Here is a 19,192-nt window from a genome sequence, read left to right as displayed (position 1 = left end):
GACGCGTATAGAGAAACTCAACTCGCAATACGCAACAGTGTGTGCGTTCCCCCAAACCTTTGTCAAGCGGAATCGCAGCGCCTTTTCCTGTGAGTTCTCACGCGAGGAAAGGACGGCGGAAAGCACTGGTCGCCGCACCTTTTCGGGCTACGGCGACCAGTGGTTGGAACACTTAGTTCTGCGGCGCTGGCTCCTTGAGCGTCGGCTCGTCGGCGACGGCCGTCTTTCGGAGGTCAGCGATCATCGGATCGCGCGTGACATCCAGAAAGAGCGAGACGCACATGCCGATCATCACGATCACGAACGGCGCGGCCACGATGATGGTCATCGTCTGCAGGCCGTTGAGGGCGTCGTTTCCGCCTGCCCACAACATCAGCACCGCCACCGCACCGGTGCTCATGCCCCAGAACGCGACCGCCCACCGCGACGGATAGACGGAGCCGCTCTGGGACAGCGTTCCCATCACCATGGAAGCGGCATCGGCGCCCGAGACGAAGAAGATCGCGACGAGGGCCATCACCAGCAGTGACGACAAGCCTGCCAATGGCAGGTTGCCGAGCATCCCGAACAGCGTCGATTCGGGTTCGCCGCTGCCGAAGATGTCGATACCGTCGCGCTGCTGGCCGATGCCTGCCCCGCCGAAGATGACGAACCACAGCAGGCTCACAGTCGTCGGAATGAGGATCACGCCGATCACGAACTGCCGGATGCTACGGCCCCGGCTGATGCGGGCGAGGAACATGCCGACGAAGGGGGTCCACGAGATCCACCAAGCCCAGTAGAAGATCGTCCACGACGACAGCCACTTCTCGGTTTCCCCGCCGGCCTCAGCGGACCGTGCCGACATCGAAGCGAGGTTGGCGGCGTAATCGCCGAGCGCTGTGGGCAGCAGGTTGAGGATCAGCACCGTCGGCCCGACGACGAACACGAAGATCGCCAGCAGCAGTGCCAGCACCATGTTGATGTTGGACAACCACTGGATGCCGCGCGATACGCCGGACACCGCGGAGGCGACGAAGGCGAGCGTGAGCAGCGCGACCACCGTCACGAGTAGCAGCGTGCCCGCCTTGCCGACCCAACCGAGAACCTCGAAGCCCGAGCCGATCTGCAGCGCGCCGAGGCCAAGGGATGCTGCAGTGCCGAACATCGTTGCGAAGATCGCGAGTATGTCGATCGTCTTTCCGATCGGGCCCTCGACCCGCTTCCGTCCGAGCAGCGGGATGAACGATGCGCTGATCAGTTGCCGCCGGCCCATCCGGTAGCTGCCGTAGGCGATCGACAGGCCGACCACTGCATACATCGACCACGGGTGAAAGCCCCAGTGGAAGAGGGCGGTCGCGAGCGCTGTGCCCGCCTTCGAGTCGGCGAGACCCGGTGGCGGATTGACGAAGTGGGTCAGCGGTTCGGTGACACCCCAGAAGATGAGACCGATGCCCATGCCTGCGCTGAACATCATCGCGACCCAGCTGACGGTGTTGAATTCGGGCTTTTCCCCGTCCCGGCCGAGTGGGATCCTTCCGTAGCGACTCAACGCCAGCCATGCCGCGAACAGCACGAAGCAAGTGGCCGAGACGATGAACAGCCAACCCATGTTGCTCACCACCCAGTTCAAGATCGACGACATCGTCGAACCGAACGGCGTGGGCCAGATCAGGCCCCAACAGAGGATGGCGATGACGATCACCGCAGTGATACCGAAGACCACCTTGTCGGTGACCGGGGGTCGCTGGCACAGCGGCACCTCGGCGTCGTGGCCGGGTGGAACCGGCGCGCCAGGACCCGGAAAAGTGTGGTGAAGCTTGGCTTTCAGCTCCTCGATATCGAGCGGCTGATCTTGTTGTGCGGTCACAGTCAGACTCCTGAGGCTGATTCAGGCGGGTGTGACAGCGGCCACACCAACGCTGATATATTAGAGCGCTCCAGAGTGATACACCAGCGTTCGACAGAAGTTCTTTGACGTTGTGACGTGATACGCGTCGAACTGAGCGTCAGCCCTGGTGGCCCATGCGTTCCGAGACCGAGGCGGCGGCGGAGACGACAGCGGGGGCGATCTCGCGAGCCCTGTCTTCGGTCAGCCGGTAGACCGGGCCCGAGACGCTGAGCGCCGCGATGACCGTGCCGGTGTGATCGCGAATCGGCGCCGCCACCGCGGTCAGCCCATGCTCGAACTCTTCCATCGACACGACATAGCCGTCGCGTGCGATCGAATCGAGTTGATGATCCAGGTCGTCGAACGAGGTGATGGTGTGTTCGGTGTAGCGGGTCAACCCCGCCTCTTTGAGCAGGTCATGTCGCCCTTCCACCGACATGGACGCCAGCAGGATCTTGCCGCTCGACGTCGCGTGCAGCGGCGTCAACTCACCGACCCAGTTGTGACTGCCGACCGAGGTCGGGCCGCGGGCCTGGTCGACGTTGACCACATAGTGTGATCGCAGCACCGCGATGTTGACCGTCTCTCCCATCTCGACGGCAAGCCGTTCGCAAATCTCGCGGCCCTGACGGGTGATGTCGAGTTGCCCGGAAACCGCATTGGCCAGCCGCAGAATCCCGAACCCGAGCCGATACTTGCCTCGTTCATGTGCCTGCTCGACGAGTTCATGCTCCTCGAGCGCGGTGAGCAACCGCGACACCGTCGACTTGTGGACCCCGATTTCGCTGGCGAGTTCGGTCACCCCGGCTTCACCGAGGCGGGCGAGGATCTCGAGCACGCAAACTGCACGGTCAACTGACTGCACACCCCCGCCGCCCGCTTCGGAGGTCCCGTTGCTCACAGCGGCGACATTACCGAGACAGCCCGGCTTGTTCGTGACCCACCCATCGCGGGCGCGTTGCTCAAGGAGGAACCGGTTGCGCCATGCGCTAACAAAGTTGACCGCTCCGCACAGAAATCTTATTTTGGTATATCAGTTGTAGATCAATCCGAACGTAAACGGGAGTCAGTACGCACATGGGATCACCCCGCGTCGTGATCATCGGGGCCGGCATCGTCGGCACAAACCTGGCGGACGAAATCTCCTCCCGCGGATGGGACCGCGTCACGGTGCTAGACCAGGGGCCGCTCCCGTTGACAGGTGGGTCGTCCTCGCATGCGCCGGGCTTGGTGTTCCAAACCAATCCTTCGAAGACGATGACGGCGTTCGCGTCATACACGGTTGAGAAGTGCCTGTCGCTGGACGTCGACGGCGCGTGGTGCTTCAACCAGGTCGGCGGCCTCGAGGTGGCGACCACCGAAGGGCGGCTCGCCGAACTGCACCGCAGGCAGGGCTGGGCGACGGCGTGGGGAGTCAAGGGGCGCGTGATCGATCCGCAGGAGTGCGCGAAACTGCACCCACTGCTCGATCCCAACCGGATACTGGGCGGCTTTCACACCGAAACCGACGGACTCGCCAAGTCCGCGCGCATCGTCGTCGCGCTCACGCGCCGCGCGCAGAGCCGGGGCGCGGAATTCCGCGGGTCGACCAAGGTGATCGGTATCGAGCACAGTGGAGGAAAAGTCACCGGGGTGACCACCACAGCCGGCACGGTGGCCGCCGACATCGTCGTCTCCTGCGGCGGATTCTGGGGTCCCGACCTCGGCGCGCTCATCGGCATGGATGTGCCGCTGCTGCCGTTGGCTCACCAGTACGTCAGAACCCACCAGATTCCCGAACTGGTCGGGCGAAATACCGAGATGTCCGAGGCCTGGTTCCCGATACTGCGCCATCAGGATCAGGACCTGTACTTCCGCGAGCACGTGGACCGCCTCGGCATCGGGTCGTATGCCCATCGCCCGATGCCGGTCGATATGCGCGCGCTGCCCGACGGTGAGATCACCCCCGTCGCAATGCCTTCCATGCTGTCGTTCACCGAAGACGATTTCGCTCCGGCCTGGGAGCAGGCCAGGCAACTGCTGCCCTGCCTGCAAACGGCGAGCGTCGAATCGGGTTTCAACGGCATCTTTTCCTTCACCCCCGATGGCGCACCGCTGGTCGGCGAATCCGACGAGGTCGCCGGTTTCTGGATCGCCGAGGCGGTGTGGGTGACGCATTCCGCGGGCGTGGCCCGCGCGGTGGCGCAGGTGTTGGTAGACGGGCGGTCAGAGGTCGCGCTGAACGGTTGCGATGTGCACCGCTTCGAAGAGGTGCAGCTCGACCCTGGCTACGTCAGCGAGACATCGCAGCAGAACTTCATCGAGGTCTACGACATTCTGCATCCGTTGCAGCCCAAGGAATCCCCGCGCAACCTGCGTGTCAGCCCGTTCCACGCGCGGCAAAAGGAACTCGGGGCAATGTTTCTCGAGGCTGCCGGGTGGGAACGGCCACACTGGTTCGAGGCCAACGCCAGTCTGGTCGACCTGTTGCCCGCCGAGTGGCGGCCGCCCGCCCGCGACGACTGGGCGGCCATGTTTCACTCGCCGATCGCAGCAGCCGAGGCGTGGCGAACGAGAACCGCGGTGGCGCTCTACGACATGACACCGCTGAAGCGGCTCGAGATCTCCGGGCCAGAAGCGGTACACCTGTTGCAGCGGTTGACAACCGGCAAGATGGACAAGTCGGTCGGATCAGTCACGTACACGATGGTTTTAGACGAAGCCGGCGGTATTCGCAGCGATATCACCGTCGCCCGGCTGTCGCAGGACGCTTTCCAGGTCGGCGTGAACGGCAATTTGGATCTCGACTACTTCCGCCGCCAGGCGCCACCCGACGACAGCGTTGCGGTTAGAGACATCACCGGCGGAACCTGCTGCATCGGCGTGTGGGGCCCGCATGCCCGCGACCTCGTGTCGGCGCTGAGCCGCGAAGACTTCACGAACGAGTCGTTCAAGTACTTCCGGTGCAAGAAGGTGCGCATCGCCGGCGTTCCAGTCACCGCCATGCGGCTGTCCTATGTGGGCGAACTCGGCTGGGAGCTGTACACCACCGCCGAACACGGACTCCGCCTGTGGGACGCGCTGTGGGCGGAAGGCCAGCGCCACGGCGTCATCGCCGCGGGCCGAGCCGCTTTCAACAGCCTGCGGATGGAGAAGGGCTACCGCTCGTGGGGCACTGATATGACCGCCGAGCACAATCCGTTCGAGGCGGGGCTCGGCTTCTCTGTGCGCGCGGAGAAAAACGGCTATGTCGGACACGACGCCCTTGCGGGCGTCTCCGACGACACGGTAGGGCGCCGCCTTGTCTGTCTGACCATCGACGACGGTGCATCGGTCGTACTCGGTTCCGAGCCGGTCTTCGTCGACGGCACGCCGGCCGGTTACATCACCAGCGCAGCGTACGGGCACACAGTCGGAGCGCCGATCGCTTACGCCTGGCTACCCGCGAAGGCGAACGTCGGCACCGGCGTCGAGATCCAGTACTTCGACCGTCGCATCGCCGCCACCGTCGTCGCCGAGCCGCTCGTCGATCCAGAGATGAAGAAAATCCGCGCGTGAACATAGACATTCACGTTGACGCTGAGCTGCCCCCAGCGTCCCGGGATCGTCGCCAGCCACGCGGTCCAGTCAGACGATCGCGCGGACGGCTTTCTCGAATCCGGTGACGTGGGCGAGGGCGATCTCGGCGGCGGCTTCACCGTCGCCGTCGGCGATGGTGCGCAGCAGTTGGGTGTGCTCGCCAACATGCTGCGCGACCGTGGGAAGCCGGTCGAGGAAAAGGCAGAAGATGCGCGTCGCGAGATTGTCGTACCGGATCAGCACATCCTCCAGATGGGGATTGCCGGTCGCACGGTAGATGGCGCGATGCACCCGCAGATCCCACCGCATCAACTGATGACGATCGATGGTGCCGATCTCCAGTGCGTCGGTCCGGTCGGCCAGTTCCAGCAGATGCGCGCGCACATCCGCAGAGGCGTTCTCGGCGGCGGCCCGCGCAGCGACGGGTTCGAGGTTCACGCGGATTTGCGAGATATGCCGTAGATCGGCGACGTCGACGCCGGTGGCAAAGGTGCCGCGACGCGGAAACGACACCACCAGACGATCGGCTTCCAACCGCTTCAGGGCCTCACGTACCGGCGTTCGGCCGAGGTTGAGCCCTGCGGCCAGTTCGCTCTCGACGATCGCCTCGTTCGGCCGGATGTCCAGCATGATCAGCTTGTCCTGGATCACGAGGTACGCCTGATCGGCGAACGACATCGCACCGAGGTCGACTTCGCCGAGCGATTCCACACCGACAACCGTCACTGCAGCACCCTTCTCCTGGTGCGACGATGATATATCAGTTCGCCCCGAGTGGGTCTACAGCAACGCCCGGATCGCCTGCTCGAATCCGTTGACGTGGGACAGCGTCAGGTCGGCGGCGGTGTCCTCGTCGCCCGCGACGATCGCTTCCAGCAGTTCGATGTGCTCGCGGACGTGGCTCCCGACGTCGGGAAGCCGGTCGAGGAAGAGGCACCAGATCCGCGTCGCGTGCGCGTCAAGGCCGACGAGGATCGTCTCCAGGTGGGGATTGCCTGAAGCCCGATAGATTTCGCGATGGACGTGGACGTCATGCCGCAAGATCTCGCGGGGGTCATCGGTGTCGTCGATGCCCGCGATGCCGTACGCCAGCTTGGTCAGTCGCGCCTTGGCTTCTGCGGTCGCCGTGCGGGCCGCGCGGGCCGCCGCGACCGGTTCCAGCTGCTTGCGGATCTCGGAGATGTCGGCGAGGTCGGTCATGTCCACCGCGGTGGCGAAGGTGCCGCGACGGGGATACGCGATCACCAGCCGATCGCGCTCCAGGCGCTTGAGCGCCTCGCGGACGGGCGTACGACCCAACCCGAGTTCGGCGGCAAGGCTGTCGTCGTTGATCGGCTCACCGGGCCGGATGTCGAGCATGACGAGCCGCTCGCGCACCGTTTCGTAGGCACGGTCCGCATGGGTTCCGACGCCCGCCTGGACGTCGGCGAACGACAATTCCGACAGCGTCATCGCCCATCCCTTCTCGTCCCGACCCGCCTATTGACGTGGTCGCGATCTGATCTTACTCTATCCCACAGTTGATATATTAGTCACGTATCAACGCGAGCAGGAAGGCGCGCATGAGTCTCGACACCGCAGGACTGACCACGGCGAAGGCCGCCAACCCGATCTTGGGCGAGAGCCTCGCCGCGCTCGACCCTGAGGTCTATCGCGCCATCGCCGACGAGTTGAGCCGTCAGCAGCGCACCCTCGAGATGATCGCAAGTGAGAATTTCGCGCCGCTGGCCGTGATGCAGGCGCAGGGGTCTGTGCTCACGAACAAGTACGCCGAGGGGTACCCGGGTCGGCGTTATTACGGCGGCTGCGAACACGTCGACGTGACGGAGCAGCTTGCCATCGACCGGCTCAAGTGTCTGTTCGGCGCCGAATTCGCGAACGTGCAGCCGCATTCGGGTGCACAGGCCAACTCCGCGGTGATGGCCGCTCTGCTCACGCCGGGCGATACCATCCTCGGGCTTGCCCTTCCGCACGGCGGCCACCTCACCCACGGGATGAAGCTGAATTTCTCCGGCAAGCTCTACGACGTCGCCGCCTACCATGTGTCCGAGGACGACCACCGCGTCGACATGGCCGAGGTCGAGCGGCTGGCCCACGAACGCAAGCCCAAGCTGATCCTGGCCGGCTGGTCGGCCTATCCGCGGCAGCTCGACTTCGCCGAATTCCGGCGCATCGCAGACGAAGTCGGTGCGTACCTGATGGTCGACATGGCGCACTTCGCAGGCTTGGTGGCCGCCGACCTGCACCCGTCACCGGTCCCTCATGCCCACGTCGTCACCTCCACCACGCACAAGACGCTCGGCGGCCCGCGCGGCGGGATCATTCTGACCAACGACGAGGCGCTGGCCAAGAAGATCAACTCGTCGGTCTTCCCTGGCCAGCAGGGCGGTCCGCTCGAACATGTCATCGCCGCCAAGGCGGTCTCGTTCAAGCTCGCCGCCGAGCCGGAATTTCGCGAGCGTCAGCAGCGCACCCTCGACGGCTCGAAGATCCTTGCCGAGCGCCTCCTGCAGGAGGATTCGCGTAAAGCGGGGATCAACGTGGTGTCGCGAGGCACCGACGTGCACCTGGTGCTGGTGGACCTCCGCAAGTCCGAGCTGGACGGCAAGCAGGCAGAAGACCGCCTCCACCGGGTCGGAATCACCGTCAACCGCAACGCTGTTCCGTTCGACCCGCGGCCGCCCATGATCAGCTCGGGAGTGCGCATCGGCACCGCGGCGCTCGCGACCCGCGGCTTCGACCTCGACGGCTTCCGTGAGGTCGCCGACATCATCAGCCTCGCGCTGCGGCCCGACGCCGACGACGCCGACCTCGACGCCCTGCGCGCCAGGGTCGACGTACTGTCGCAGCGTTTCCCGCTGTACCCGAACCTGACGGAGGCCTCGCTGTGACACCGTCGGCGCCTCCCGGCGCGCATCTGCCGGACCATCCCGAGTTTCTCTGGCGCACACCGCAACCGAAGAAGTCCTACGACGTCGTCATCGTCGGCGGAGGCGGACACGGCCTCGCGACCGCGCACTACCTCGCCGAGAACCACGGCATCACCAACGTCGCGGTGCTCGAGCGGGGCTGGCTGGCCGGCGGCAACATGGCCCGCAACACCACGCTGATCCGATCGAACTACCTCTGGGACGAAAGCGCACGCATCTACGAGCACGCGCTCAAGCTCTGGGAAGGACTCGAGGAGGACCTCGGCTATCCGATCCTCTTCAGCCAGCGCGGGGTCCTCAACCTCGCGCACAGCCTGCAGGACGTCCGCGACAGCGTGCGTCGGGTCGAGGCCAACAAGCTCAACGGCATCGACGCCCAGTGGGTCGACCCCGACGAGGTCAAGAAGCTGTGCCCGATCATCAATATCTCCAACGACATTCGCTATCCGGTGCTCGGCGCCACCTACCAGCCGCGCGCAGGCATCGCCAAGCACGACTACGTCGCATGGGGTTTCGCCCGCCGGGCCGATGAGGCGGGCATCGACATCATCCAGAACTGCGAGGTCATCGGGTTCGACACCGACGGTGACACGGTGACCGCAGTGCGCACGACACAGGGCACCATCAGCGCAGGGCGGGTCGCACTGTGCGCGGCCGGGCACACGTCGACGCTGACCGACATGCTGGGGATCCGCACACCGTTACAGAGCCATCCGCTTCAGGCGCTGGTGTCCGAACTGCTCGAGCCGGTCCACCCCACGATCGTGATGTCGAACGCGGTGCACGTGTACGTATCTCAGGCGCACAAGGGCGAACTCGTGATGGGCGCGGGGATCGACTCCTACAACGGTTACGGTCAGCGCGGCGCATTCCACATCATCGAGCGCCAGATGGGCGCCGCCGTCGAGTTGTTCCCGATTTTCGCCCGCGCCCACCTGCTGCGCACCTGGGCCGGCATCGTGGACGTCTGCCCCGACGCGTCCCCCATTGTCAGCCGCACCCCGTACGAGAATCTGTACCTCAATGCGGGCTGGGGCACAGGCGGTTTCAAGGCGACGCCGGGAATCGGGTGGTGTCTGGCAGACACGATCGCCAACGACGAGCCGCACGAGTTCGTCGCTCCTTTCGGCCTCGACCGGTTCGTGTCCGGCGCGCTGGTCGACGAACACGGCGCCGCGGGCGTCGCGCACTAACAGCCCCACTCACATACAGGAGCGACACGATGCAGCTCATCGAATGCCCGTGGTGCGGGCCGCGCGAAGAGACAGAGTTCCACTACGGCGGCGAGGCGCACGTGGCGTATCCCGAGGACCCCCAAACGCTGACCGACGAGCAGTGGGCGCACTACGTGTTCTTCCGCAGCAATCCCAAGGGGCTGTTCGCCGAGCGGTGGACCCACAGCCACGGTTGCCGCCGCTGGTTCAACGCCATCCGCGACACAGCGACCTACCGATTCCAGCGGGTCTACCGCCCGCACGAGCAGAGGCCCACGGTCTGATGACTGCACATTTCCGTACCAGCACGGGTGGACGCATTGCCCGGGACACGACCCTGAGCTTCGCATTCAACGACCGGGAGCTGACTGGGCACGCCGGTGACACGCTCGCCTCAGCGCTACTCGCCAACGGCGTGCATCAGGTGACCACCAGCATCAAGCTGGGCCGCCCGCGCGGCTTCACCGCGGCATGGGCCGAGGACACCGGTGGCCTCGTCCAGATCGAGCACCCGTTCCCCGAGCCGATGCTGCTTGCGACAACGGTCGAACTGTTCGACGGCCTCGTCGCGCGCGGCATTGCGGGTCAGGGCCGGCTCGCAGAGATCCCCGACACCGCAAGGTACGACAGCACCCACGTGCATGCCGACGTGCTCGTCGCCGGTGCAGGGCCTGCCGGGTTGGCCGCCGCGTTGACCGCGGCGCGGGCTGGGGCGCGGGTCGTGCTGATCGATGAACAATGCGAAGCGGGCGGCGCCCTGCTCGGCTCCACTGACCTGATCGAGGGCAGGCCGGCCCTGGGCTGGGTGGCCGACGCCGTCGCCGAACTGGCGACCTACCCGGACGTGCTGCACCTGCAACGCACTACCGCCTTCGGCCACTACGACGACGGGTTCGTCCTTGCGCTGCAACGGCGTACCGATCATCTGGGCGCCGACGCGCCCGCCGCTGTCAGCAGGCAGCGAGTGTGGCGGATCCGGGCGCGGCACATCGTCGTCGCCGCGGGCGCCCACGAGCGACCCGTGGTGTTCGCCGACAACGACCGGCCCGGCATCATGCTTGCCAATGGCGCGCGGACGTTCCTGCACCGGTACGGCGTGAGGGTCGGCGAGCACGGAGTCGTTTTCACCACCAACGACAGCGCCTACCTGGCGGCGTTCGACCTGCACGACGCGGGCGTCGCGATCAACGCGGTCGTCGATGCGCGCCCCGGCGTCAGGCAGGAACTACGCGACGAATGCACCGCACGCGGCATCACAATCCGCCCGGCGTCGATGGTTACCGGCACGCGCGGCGACGCACGCGTCACCCACGCGATCGTCGACCGGCCCGGCGAGGACGCCGCTCCCGTCGCCATCCCGTGCGACGTATTGCTCGTCAGCGGTGGCTGGAATCCGGCGGTGCACCTCTTCAGCCAGGCCCGCGGCAAGCTGCGCTACGACGACACGCTCGGCGCCTTCGTTCCCGGTGAGTCGCTCGACGCGATCAGCGTCGTCGGATCGGCCGACGGCGTGTTCGACCTACCCGGATGCCTGCGCAGCGGCCGCGAGGCGGCAGCGTCCGCGGTCGAGGCACTCGGCTTCTCCGCTCCGCCGAACCCCATTGCCGGAGAAGCTGATCCGGTTTCGGCAGCTGCCCCCGGTGCGGTCGTGTGGTACGTGCCCGACGCGAAGGCCGCGACCCGCCAGTTCGTCGACGTCCAGCGCGACGCAACGGTGGCCGACCTGGTCCGCGCGGTAGGAGCAGGCATGCGCTCGATGGAACACATCAAGCGCTACACGACGATCGGCACCGCACACGATCAAGGCAAGACGTCCGGTGTGGTCGCCTCTGGCATCACGTCCGATCTGCTCGGCGTACCGATGGAGGACCTCGGCGTCACCACGTTCCGTCCGCCGTACACGCCGGTGGCGTTCGCCGCACTGGCCGGTCGCGCCCGTGGCCACATGTTCGATCCCGAACGGGTAACGGCGGTGCATGATTGGCACGTCGAACGCGGCGCGGTTTTCGAGGACGTCGGCATGTGGAAGCGTCCCCGCTACTACCCGCTTCCGGGTGAGGATATGGAAAGCGCCGTCCTCCGCGAATGTGCGGCTGTGCGAAGCGGAGTCGGCATCCTCGACGGATCCACGCTGGGCAAGATCGACGTGCAGGGGCCGGATGCGGGCCAGTTCCTCGACATGCTCTACACGAACATGATGAGCACGCTGAAGGTCGGGATGGTCCGCTACGGCGTCATGTGCGGCGTCGACGGCATGGTCATCGACGACGGCACCGTCATGCGGTTGGCCGACGCCCGCTACATGGCGTTCACCACCACCGGCGGCGCGGCGCGGATCCTCGACTGGATGGAGGAGTGGCTGCAGACCGAGTGGCCGCACCTGCGGGTGCGGCTGACGTCGGTCACCGAGCAGTGGCACACCTTCCCCGTCGTCGGCCCGAAGTCGCGCGACGTCGTCGGCGCATTGTTCGGTGATGTCGACGTCAGCAACGAGGCGTTCCCGTTCATGGCGTGGCGGGACACCACGCTCGACGGCGTGCATGTCCGCATCGCCCGCGTCAGCTTCTCCGGTGAACTGGCCTACGAGGTCAACGTCATGGGTTGGTACGCAACAGCGTTGTGGGAGCGCCTCATCGCCGCGGGTGAGCGGCACGGGATCACGCCGTACGGCACGGAGACGATGCACGTCCTGCGCGCCGAGAAGGGTTACCCGATCATCGGGCAGGACACCGACGGCACGATCACGCCGCAGGATCTCGGCATGAGCTGGGCAGTGTCGAAGAAGAAGCGCGACTTCGTCGGTAAGCGGTCGTTCACCCGCAGCGAGAACCTGAATCCGTTGCGCAAACAGTTCGTCGGGCTGCTTCCCACCGATGCGGACACGGTGTTGCCCGAAGGGGCGCAGATCATCGAGTACATCGAGGGCGACCAGTTGCCACCGCCGCCGGTGCCGATGCTCGGGCACGTCACGTCGAGCTACCGAAGCGCCGAGCTGGGCCGGCCGTTCGCGCTAGCGCTCGTCAAGGGCGGCCACGCCCGCATCGGAGAAACCTTGCACGTCCCGGTAGACGGCACCCTGGTGCCCGTCGAAGTCACCGGTTCCGTGCTCGTCGACCCGGAAGGAGCTCGCCGCGATGGCTGACACCCTTACCCGCCGTAGTCCCCTGCAGGGCTACCAGTCTCGCTTCGCCGAGCTGTCCGCGTCCACCACCGTCATCGATGAACCGTTCGTCGCGATGGTCGACCTCTGGGTTGATCCGTCGGGACCTGGCGGCAGAGCAGTCGCCGACGTCCTCGCCGTCGACGCGCTGCCCACGACACCGTCCACCATCGTGTCCGGCCGCGAATCCGCTGTGATCTGGCTCGGCCCGCAGGAATGGCTGGTCACCTCGGAGCGCCGCGACGGTGAAGACATCGAGGCGGCACTGCGGGAGGCGATGTCCGAGCACGGTGGCGCGGCAGTCGACGTCTCCGCCCAGCGCACCACGCTTCGGCTGCGGGGCGAACATGCGCGCGACGTGATCGCCAAAGGTTGCTCGCTGGACCTGCATCCGGCAGTGTTCGCACCGGGCGCCGCCGCGCAGACGGTGCTCGGCCAGGCCGGTGTCGTGTTGATCCCACTGAGCGACAACGGGAGCGACTACCGCATCATCGTGCGGTCATCGTTCGCCCGCTATCTCGCCGACTGGCTGATCGACGCCGCCGAGCAATACGGCGTCGACTGGTAGCCCGCGGCGGGCCCGGACTGATGTAGCGTCATCACCAACTGATATCTCAGCTGCCGCACGTTGCGTTTCAAGGGGGTGGCGCCACATGCCAGGCCCGCTGCTGTCCGATCAGGCTTACGAGGCTATTCGCGACAGGATCGTCTCCCTCGAGATCGCCCCAGGCGCTCCCATCGAGGAGGAGCAGCTGGCCGCCGAGCTCGGTGTCGGCCGAACCCCGGTGCGCGAGGCGATCAAACGGCTCGCGTTTCGCAAATTGGTCGTCGTCTACCCGCGCAGCGGCAGCTACGCCGCCGACCTGGATCTCGATGACCTCGAAGCGATCTGCGACATGCGCGAACGTCTCGAAGGGCTCGCGGCCGAGCGCGCGGCCACCGAAGCGCGATACGAGGAACGCCAGGAATTGCAGGCGCTCCTCGACGACATCAATGCCTGCACCGACCCCGCGAAGCTTCTCGACCTCGACGTGCTGGTGCACCGTTCGATACACCGGATGGCGCACAATCCCTATCTGCTTGACACGCTCACCCAGAGCCTCGACCTATCGCTGCGGATGTGGAACCTGGCCCGTGAGCGCCTGCCCGATCTCGACCACCACGTGCACGGTCAGACCGAAGTGCTGCAGGCGATCCTCGACCGCAACGGGGCCCGCGCGCGCAAGCTGGCCGAGGCGCATGTGCGTGAGTTCGAGGACGACATCCGCAAGATGTTCTAAAGCTCATCACAGCGTTGAGAATGCAGCCATGGCGGGAATGTTCGAGTAGGTCCCGCCGTCAGTGCAGTCTCGACGTGTCGATGCGAAGGCTGCCGCTCACAGCACTACCACCGACCGCAGCACCTCGCCCTTGTGCATGGTGTGGAACGCCTCCTCGACCTCGTCGAGCTTGATCCGCTCGGAGACGAAGCGATCCAGTGGCAGCCGACCCTGCTGATACAGGTCGACGAGGGTTGGGAAGTCGCGCTCGGGCAGGCAGTCGCCGTACCACGACGACTTCAGTGATCCGCCGCGGGAGAAGAAGTCGACGAGCGGCATCTCGAGTGTCATCTCGGGTGTCGGCACACCCACCAGCACAACCGATCCCGCGAGGTCGCGGGCATAGAACGCCTGGCGCCAGGTCTCGGGTCGTCCGACGGCGTCGATGACGACGTCCGCGCCGAATCCTCCCGTGAGTTCCTGTACGGCCTCGACGGTGTCGGTCTCCGTGGCGTTGACGGTGTGGGTGGCGCCGAGTTCGCGCGCCCACTCCAGCTTGCGCGGGTCGCGGTCGACGCCGATGATCGTGCCCGCCCCCGCGAGCCTGGCTCCCATGATCGCTGCGTCGCCGACACCGCCGCAGCCGATGACGGCGACCGAGTCACCGCGTGAGACATTGCCGGTGTTCACCGCGGCACCGAGGCCCGCCATCACGCCACACCCGAGCAGTCCGACGACGGCGGGGTCCGCGTTGGCGTCGACCTTGGTGCACTGTCCGGCGTGCACGAGCGTCTTCTCGGCGAACGCCCCGATTCCGAGGGCAGGCGTGAGCTCGGTGCCATCCTCCAAAGTCATCTTCTGGTCGGCGTTGAAGGTGTCGAAGCAGTGCTGGGGACGTCCACGCTTGCAGGCGCGGCACTGTCCGCAGACCGCCCGCCAGTTCAGGATCACGAAGTCGCCGACGGCGACCGAATCCACGCCCTCGCCGACCTCTTCCACGACGCCCGCGGCTTCATGTCCGAGCAGGAACGGAAACTGGTCGTTGATGCCGCCCTCGCGGTACGTCAGGTCGGTGTGGCAAACGCCGCAGGCCTGGACAGCCACCACCACCTCGCCCGGGCCGGGGTCGGGGATCGTGATCGTCGCGACTTCGACGGGCGCGCCCTTGGCTCGGGCGATCACGCCTCGAACGTGCAATGGCATGGAGGTACTCCTTGTTGTGGGGAAGGGTTACAGGACGATGCAGAGCCGGAAGGCGTCATAGATTGCGGCGTGGATGTTGCGGCTCGCCACGGCGTCGCCGATCCGGAACAGCTGATAGCCGCCCTCGGCATTGCGGACGACGTCCTGCGGGCGCAGATCGAGAAGGGCCTGCTGGTCCACCTCGCCCAGGTTCACCGACCCGGGCACCAGGTCGAAGTACAGGTCGTCCTGCGGCAAGGTGCCGTGCTCGACGACGACTTGATCCACCAGTCGCTGCCTGGTGGCATGTGCGTACTCGTTGTACAGGTCGACTTCGAGGTGACCGTCTTTACGGCGCACCCCTGTCAGCCGCTCGTTGAGCGTCACTCGAACGTCGAATTCGGCAAAGGCCTTGAAGTAGCCGGGGTAGTTCACGCCTCCGACGTCGGGTGCCAATGTGCGCTCCGGCGTGACGAACTCGAGCTCGACGCCGCTGCGCGCGACCACCTCGGCAGCGTCCATTCCCGGGTGTCCGCCGTTATCGTCGTAAAACAACACTTTCCCGCGCGGGCGGACCGCTCCACAGAGCACATCCCATGCATCGGTCACCAACTGCGCACCCTCGGTGAGGAATTCGGTGTTGGGCAGTCCCCCGGTGGCCACCACGACGATGTCGGGGTTCTCCGCGAGCACTTCGTCCGCCTCGGCGTAGGCGTTGGTCCGGATATCAACGTCGAGCAGCTTGCACTCGGCCAGTCGCCAGTCGACGATGCTGATGAGGTCGCGCCGCCGGGGCGCCGACGCTGCGAGCCGGATCTGGCCGCCCGGTGCGTCGGCCGCCTCGAATACGACCACGTTGTGTCCACGCTCGCCCAGCACTCGGGCGGCCTCGAGTCCCGCGGGGCCGCCACCGATCACGACCGCCTTCCGCGCAGGCCCGGCCGCGCGGGGCACGCTGTGCGGCATCCGGTCCTCGCGTCCGGTCGACGCGTTGTGCACGCACTTGGCGTCACGGGCCTGGTAGATCTCGTCGAGGCAGTAGCTCGCGCCGACGCACGGCCGTATCCGATCCTCCTCGCCCGCTTGGATTTTCGCGACGATGTGCGGGTCGGCGATGTGCGCGCGGGTCATACCGACCAGGTCGATCAATCCGTCGCGGATGGCGTGCCGCGCGGTCGCCACGTCGTTGATGCGCGCGGCATGCATGACCGGGATCTGCAGCGCCTCTTTGACCCGGCCCGCGAACTCGAGGTGCGGCGCGACCGGCGTCCCCATCGGCGGGATCACCCGCGACAGTGCCTCATCGCTCGCCATGTAGCCCTTGATGACGGAGATGAAGTCGATGCCCTCAGCCACGACACGCTTGGCGATTTCGACACCGTCGTCATACTTCAGGCCGCCCTTGATGTCCTCGTCGAGCGACATGCGGATACCGACGGCGAAGTCCGGTCCGGCGGCTTCACGCACGGCTCGAATGACTCGCAGCGGGAACCGAAGCCGATCCTCGAGGCTGCCCATACCGTATTCGTCCTCGCGGTGGTTGGTCAGCGGGGACCAGAAGGAGTCGAGCAGATGCGTGTAGGCCTCGAGCTCGATACCGTCCAGGCCGGCTTCGCGACACCGCGCTGTCGCATCGGCGTAGGCCTTCACGATGCGGTCCATGTCCCATTCCTCGGCGACCTTCGGGAAGGCGCGGTGTGCGGGCTCGCGGATCGCCGACGGTGCGATGACCGGAAGCCAGTCGCCGTCGTAGTTGCTTGTGCGCCTGCCGAGGTGGGTGATCTGGCACATCACCGCGGCACCGTTCTCATGCACCCCGTAGGCCAACTCGCGAAGCCACGGCACGATTTCGTCCTTGTAGACGTGCAGGTTGCCGAAGGCGGCTGGGCTGTCGGGAGCCACCACGGCGGACCCGCCCATCATCGTCAGACCGATTCCGCCCTTCGCCTTCTCCTCGTGGTAGAGGCGGTAACGCCGCTTGGGCATGCCGTCCTCGGTGTACGACGGCTCGTGCGATGTGCTGACGACCCTGTTGCGCAGGAGCACGTTCTTCAGCTGGAACTGCTGCAGGAGTGGATCAATGAGCTGCATGGAAGCACCTAACGAAGCGATCTAACATTTCAGTGAGCCGGACTAACACTTCAAGACAGGTAGTAATGTATGTCACCTGCCGCCGCCAGTCAAGGGTGGGACGGCCACCGGATGGCTCTCTTGACCCGATGACCAGCCTGATCTACGGTTAACGATATAACTCATATATCAAATGGCGATCACGAAGCACAGATGCGGGAAGGAGATGAACTCGGATGACGATCAGCGTGTTCGATCTCTTCTCCGTTGGGATCGGCCCGTCGAGCTCGCACACCGTGGGCCCGATGCGGGCCGCGGCCCGCTTTGTCGACGACCTCCACGCAATGGATGCCTTCGACGACGTCCACGACGTCCGCGTGGATCTCTACGGCTCCCTCGCGGCAACCGGGGCCGGACACGGCACGTTCACGGCAGTCTTGCTCGGCCTCGAAGGCCACCGACCCGAAGAGATTCAGACCGACGAGGTGGAGCGCCGCGTCAGCGCGATGCGAGCCACTGGCACGATCGCGTTCGGCGGGTCACGTCAAATTGCGCTCGCCGAGCAGGATATGGTGCTGCGCCCGTTGACGATCCTGCCGTTTCATCCGAACGGCATGACGATCACCGCGCTCGATGTGGACGGTCTCGAACTCCACCGCGAGACGTACTTCTCGATCGGAGGCGGCTTCGTCGTCACCGAAGCCGAAAGCCAAGCGTCCTCGGCGCGTCGCACGAACGCCCGATCGCTGGCATTCGGTTCTGCCAAAGAGATGCTCGAACTCTGCAACCATCACGGCTGCAGCGTCAGCGAGCTGATGTTGGCGATCGAACGTGAGGCGCGTCCGACCGGCGAGATCTACGAGCGCCTCCTGCACATCCGCGACGTCATGGTCGAATGCGAAAAGCGCGGCATCAGCCGCGACGGGGTTCTTCCCGGTTCACTGCGAGTTCGCCGCAGGGCCAAGGATTGGTATGACCGCCTCAACGAGGAGGACGCGGACCGTCGACCGGAGTTCGCAGAGGACTGGGTGAATCTCGTCGCATTGGCCGTCAACGAGGAGAACGCGTCCGGCGGGCGGATCGTCACGGCACCCACCAATGGCGCCGCGGGAATTGTGCCCGCCGTGCTCCACTACGCCATGCACTACACGCGGGCCGGAAAGCGGGACCCGGATAACACTGCGATCCACTTCCTGCTGGCGGCGGGAGCCATCGGCTCGCTCTACAAGGAGCGCGCCTCGATCTCCGGCGCGGAAGTGGGTTGCCAGGGAGAGGTCGGCTCGGCCGCGTCGATGGCGGCAGGCGGTCTCGCCGAAATCCTCGGCGGCACACCGGAACAGGTGGAGAATGCCGCCGAGATCGCGATGGAGCACAGTCTCGGGCTCACGTGCGATCCGATCGGGGGTCTGGTACAGATACCCTGCATCGAGCGCAACGCGATCTCCGCGGGTAAGGCCATCAACGCGGCCAGGATGGCGCTGCGCGGTGACGGTGCGCACCATGTGACCCTCGACCAGGTGATCGAGACGATGCGTACGACCGGCGCCGACATGCATTCCAAGTACAAGGAAACATCGACCGGAGGGCTTGCCGTGAACGTCCCCGTGAACTACGTCGAGTGCTGACCGCCATGTCTGCACTGGCGACCTCGCACGGACACGAGTGGGAAACGATGATGCACCTGGACTGCTATGACCGCAGGATTCTCGCGTTCGTCGTGGAGCGGGGTGTCGATGACGAGCTGCCGGAGACGGATTGCCGAAGCTGGTTCGGCATCAGCCCCCGCGCGGTGATGCGGCGCTTCAACGCCGTGGTCGATGTGTATGTGTCGCATCATATTCCGTTGGACGAGTCGGATCTCGAGTTGCTCAGCCGAGCGGAGCGCTACAAGTCTTCGTCGAGTTCTACACCAGGGTCGTGATTTCGCGGCGGCAGCGACCCTGATGCAG

At 65.7% G+C, this 19,192-nt stretch carries 15 protein-coding genes; 9 read left to right on the top strand and 6 right to left on the bottom strand.

Features of this window, described 5'->3' with window-relative positions:
* Positions 1-172: 172 nt before the first annotated feature.
* Positions 173-1,741, bottom strand: coding sequence for a BCCT family transporter (locus C6A82_RS07975; RefSeq protein ID WP_233216778.1), 1,569 nt, complete (start codon positions 1,739-1,741; stop codon positions 173-175).
* Between the two features lie 247 nt (positions 1,742-1,988).
* On the bottom strand, positions 1,989-2,771 hold the full coding sequence (locus C6A82_RS07970; protein WP_105342545.1) for an IclR family transcriptional regulator: 783 nt from the start codon (positions 2,769-2,771) through the stop codon (positions 1,989-1,991).
* 176 nt (positions 2,772-2,947) lie between these two features.
* On the opposite strand from C6A82_RS07970, the gene C6A82_RS07965 reads away from it, so the two are divergent.
* Positions 2,948-5,407, top strand: coding sequence for an FAD-dependent oxidoreductase (locus tag C6A82_RS07965; protein WP_311101734.1), 2,460 nt, complete (start codon positions 2,948-2,950; stop codon positions 5,405-5,407).
* 69 nt (positions 5,408-5,476) lie between these two features.
* Here C6A82_RS07965 and C6A82_RS07960 read toward each other — a convergent pair whose 3' ends face one another.
* Both C6A82_RS07960 and C6A82_RS07955 read right to left on the bottom strand, forming a co-directional pair.
* Positions 5,477-6,106: a GntR family transcriptional regulator gene (locus C6A82_RS07960; protein WP_105348101.1), complete on the bottom strand. Its 630-nt coding sequence runs from the start codon at positions 6,104-6,106 to the stop codon at positions 5,477-5,479.
* 102 nt (positions 6,107-6,208) lie between these two features.
* Positions 6,209-6,880 (bottom strand): GntR family transcriptional regulator, encoded by a 672-nt coding sequence (locus C6A82_RS07955; RefSeq protein WP_105348060.1) that lies wholly within the window; start codon positions 6,878-6,880, stop codon positions 6,209-6,211.
* A gap of 110 nt (positions 6,881-6,990) precedes the next feature.
* Here C6A82_RS07955 and glyA point away from each other — a divergent pair, with 110 nt between their 5' ends.
* The 6 genes from glyA to C6A82_RS07925 all read left to right on the top strand — a co-directional run bounded on the left by glyA (position 6,991) and on the right by C6A82_RS07925 (position 14,012).
* Complete coding sequence (glyA, locus tag C6A82_RS07950) at positions 6,991-8,319, top strand: serine hydroxymethyltransferase (RefSeq protein ID WP_105348062.1); 1,329 nt, start codon at positions 6,991-6,993, stop codon at positions 8,317-8,319.
* Positions 8,316-9,551 (top strand): sarcosine oxidase subunit beta family protein, encoded by a 1,236-nt coding sequence (locus tag C6A82_RS07945; protein ID WP_105348064.1) that lies wholly within the window; start codon positions 8,316-8,318, stop codon positions 9,549-9,551. Before glyA ends, C6A82_RS07945 begins: the two co-directional genes overlap by 4 nt.
* Before the next feature lie 29 nt (positions 9,552-9,580).
* Positions 9,581-9,856: a sarcosine oxidase subunit delta gene (locus C6A82_RS07940; protein WP_105348066.1), complete on the top strand. Its 276-nt coding sequence runs from the start codon at positions 9,581-9,583 to the stop codon at positions 9,854-9,856.
* The gene (locus tag C6A82_RS07935) at positions 9,856-12,714 is read left to right on the top strand and encodes a 2Fe-2S iron-sulfur cluster-binding protein (RefSeq protein WP_105348067.1); all 2,859 of its coding nucleotides are present in this window, start codon (positions 9,856-9,858) and stop codon (positions 12,712-12,714) included. Before C6A82_RS07940 ends, C6A82_RS07935 begins: the two co-directional genes overlap by 1 nt.
* Positions 12,707-13,300 carry a sarcosine oxidase subunit gamma gene (locus tag C6A82_RS07930; protein WP_105348069.1) on the top strand — a complete coding sequence of 198 codons (594 nt, stop codon included), beginning with the start codon at positions 12,707-12,709 and terminating at the stop codon, positions 13,298-13,300. Before C6A82_RS07935 ends, C6A82_RS07930 begins: the two co-directional genes overlap by 8 nt.
* Before the next feature lie 85 nt (positions 13,301-13,385).
* Positions 13,386-14,012, top strand: a complete 627-nt coding sequence (locus C6A82_RS07925) for a GntR family transcriptional regulator (protein WP_105348070.1) — start codon at positions 13,386-13,388, stop codon at positions 14,010-14,012.
* Between the two features lie 96 nt (positions 14,013-14,108).
* Here the strand turns inward: C6A82_RS07925 and C6A82_RS07920 are convergent, their stop codons facing one another.
* Together C6A82_RS07920 and C6A82_RS07915 are read right to left on the bottom strand one after the other, a co-directional pair.
* Complete coding sequence (locus C6A82_RS07920; RefSeq protein WP_105348072.1) at positions 14,109-15,194, bottom strand: S-(hydroxymethyl)mycothiol dehydrogenase; 1,086 nt, start codon at positions 15,192-15,194, stop codon at positions 14,109-14,111.
* 27 nt (positions 15,195-15,221) lie between these two features.
* Positions 15,222-17,264 carry an NADH:flavin oxidoreductase gene (locus tag C6A82_RS07915; protein WP_105348074.1) on the bottom strand — a complete coding sequence of 681 codons (2,043 nt, stop codon included), beginning with the start codon at positions 17,262-17,264 and terminating at the stop codon, positions 15,222-15,224.
* 215 nt (positions 17,265-17,479) lie between these two features.
* Here C6A82_RS07915 and C6A82_RS07910 point away from each other — a divergent pair, with 215 nt between their 5' ends.
* Both C6A82_RS07910 and C6A82_RS07905 read left to right on the top strand, forming a co-directional pair.
* On the top strand, positions 17,480-18,868 hold the full coding sequence (locus tag C6A82_RS07910) for an L-serine ammonia-lyase (RefSeq protein WP_105348076.1): 1,389 nt from the start codon (positions 17,480-17,482) through the stop codon (positions 18,866-18,868).
* A 5-nt stretch (positions 18,869-18,873) separates the two neighbouring features.
* Positions 18,874-19,164 (top strand): hypothetical protein, encoded by a 291-nt coding sequence (locus C6A82_RS07905; protein ID WP_142406035.1) that lies wholly within the window; start codon positions 18,874-18,876, stop codon positions 19,162-19,164.
* Positions 19,165-19,192 lie beyond the last annotated feature (28 nt).

This window comes from Mycobacterium sp. ITM-2016-00318, from assembly GCF_002968285.2.
Taxonomy (GTDB): Bacteria; Actinomycetota; Actinomycetes; order Mycobacteriales; family Mycobacteriaceae; genus Mycobacterium.
The sequence above is the reverse complement of the archived record's forward strand: the minus strand, read 5'-3'. Positions and strand labels throughout refer to the sequence as shown.

What these genes read in the sequence shown, in the direction of transcription:
- C6A82_RS07965 (WP_311101734.1), top strand. Translation starts at nt 2,948, where the DNA reads ATGGGATCACCCCGCGTCGTGATCATCGGGGCCGGCATCGTCGGCACA.
- C6A82_RS07960 (WP_105348101.1), bottom strand. Translation starts at nt 6,106, where the DNA reads ATGTCGTTCGCCGATCAGGCGTACCTCGTGATCCAGGACAAGCTGATC.
- C6A82_RS07955 (WP_105348060.1), bottom strand. Translation starts at nt 6,880, where the DNA reads ATGACGCTGTCGGAATTGTCGTTCGCCGACGTCCAGGCGGGCGTCGGA.
- glyA (WP_105348062.1), top strand. Translation starts at nt 6,991, where the DNA reads ATGAGTCTCGACACCGCAGGACTGACCACGGCGAAGGCCGCCAACCCG.
- C6A82_RS07940 (WP_105348066.1), top strand. Translation starts at nt 9,581, where the DNA reads ATGCAGCTCATCGAATGCCCGTGGTGCGGGCCGCGCGAAGAGACAGAG.
- C6A82_RS07935 (WP_105348067.1), top strand. Translation starts at nt 9,856, where the DNA reads ATGACTGCACATTTCCGTACCAGCACGGGTGGACGCATTGCCCGGGAC.
- C6A82_RS07930 (WP_105348069.1), top strand. Translation starts at nt 12,707, where the DNA reads ATGGCTGACACCCTTACCCGCCGTAGTCCCCTGCAGGGCTACCAGTCT.
- C6A82_RS07925 (WP_105348070.1), top strand. Translation starts at nt 13,386, where the DNA reads ATGCCAGGCCCGCTGCTGTCCGATCAGGCTTACGAGGCTATTCGCGAC.
- C6A82_RS07920 (WP_105348072.1), bottom strand. Translation starts at nt 15,194, where the DNA reads ATGCCATTGCACGTTCGAGGCGTGATCGCCCGAGCCAAGGGCGCGCCC.
- C6A82_RS07915 (WP_105348074.1), bottom strand. Translation starts at nt 17,264, where the DNA reads ATGCAGCTCATTGATCCACTCCTGCAGCAGTTCCAGCTGAAGAACGTG.
- C6A82_RS07910 (WP_105348076.1), top strand. Translation starts at nt 17,480, where the DNA reads ATGACGATCAGCGTGTTCGATCTCTTCTCCGTTGGGATCGGCCCGTCG.
- C6A82_RS07905 (WP_142406035.1), top strand. Translation starts at nt 18,874, where the DNA reads ATGTCTGCACTGGCGACCTCGCACGGACACGAGTGGGAAACGATGATG.